This is a genomic window from Alcaligenes sp. Lyrl_28 (assembly GCF_051948705.1).
Lineage (GTDB): Bacteria > Pseudomonadota > Gammaproteobacteria > Burkholderiales > Burkholderiaceae_B > Alcaligenes > Alcaligenes ammonioxydans.
On record NZ_JAYJLG010000019.1, the window covers coordinates 1 to 579 of the forward strand.

Here is a 579-nt window from a genome sequence, read left to right on the forward strand (position 1 = left end):
AAGTTTGAACGGACTAAACCGCACGTCAACGTCGGTACTATCGGTCACGTTGACCACGGTAAAACCACTCTGACCGCTGCAATCTGCACGGTTCTGTCCAAGGCATACGGCGGCGAAGCACGCGATTACTCGCAGATCGATAACGCCCCTGAAGAAAAAGCACGTGGTATCACCATCAGCACGTCGCACGTTGAGTACGAAACGCCTAACCGTCACTACGCTCACGTTGACTGCCCCGGCCACGCTGACTACGTCAAGAACATGATTACCGGTGCTGCCCAGATGGACGGCGCTATCTTGGTTTGCTCGGCCGCTGACGGCCCAATGCCCCAGACTCGCGAGCACATCCTGCTGAGCCGTCAGGTTGGCGTTCCTTACATCATCGTGTTCCTGAACAAGGCCGACATGGTTGATGACGAAGAGCTGATCGAACTGGTTGAAATGGAAGTTCGTGAGCTGTTGTCCAAGTACGACTTCCCTGGCGACGACACCCCGATCATCAAGGGTTCGGCCAAACTGGCTCTGGAAGGCGACGAAGGCCCACTGGGCAGCCAAGCTGTTCTGGCTCTGGCCGAAGCG

1 protein-coding gene is annotated in these 579 nt (G+C 56.6%); it reads left to right on the forward strand.

Features of this window, described 5'->3' with window-relative positions; genetic code table 11:
* A partial coding sequence (locus VF694_RS16415; protein ID WP_440164912.1) for a GTP-binding protein occupies positions 1-579 on the forward strand: 579 nt, incomplete at both ends.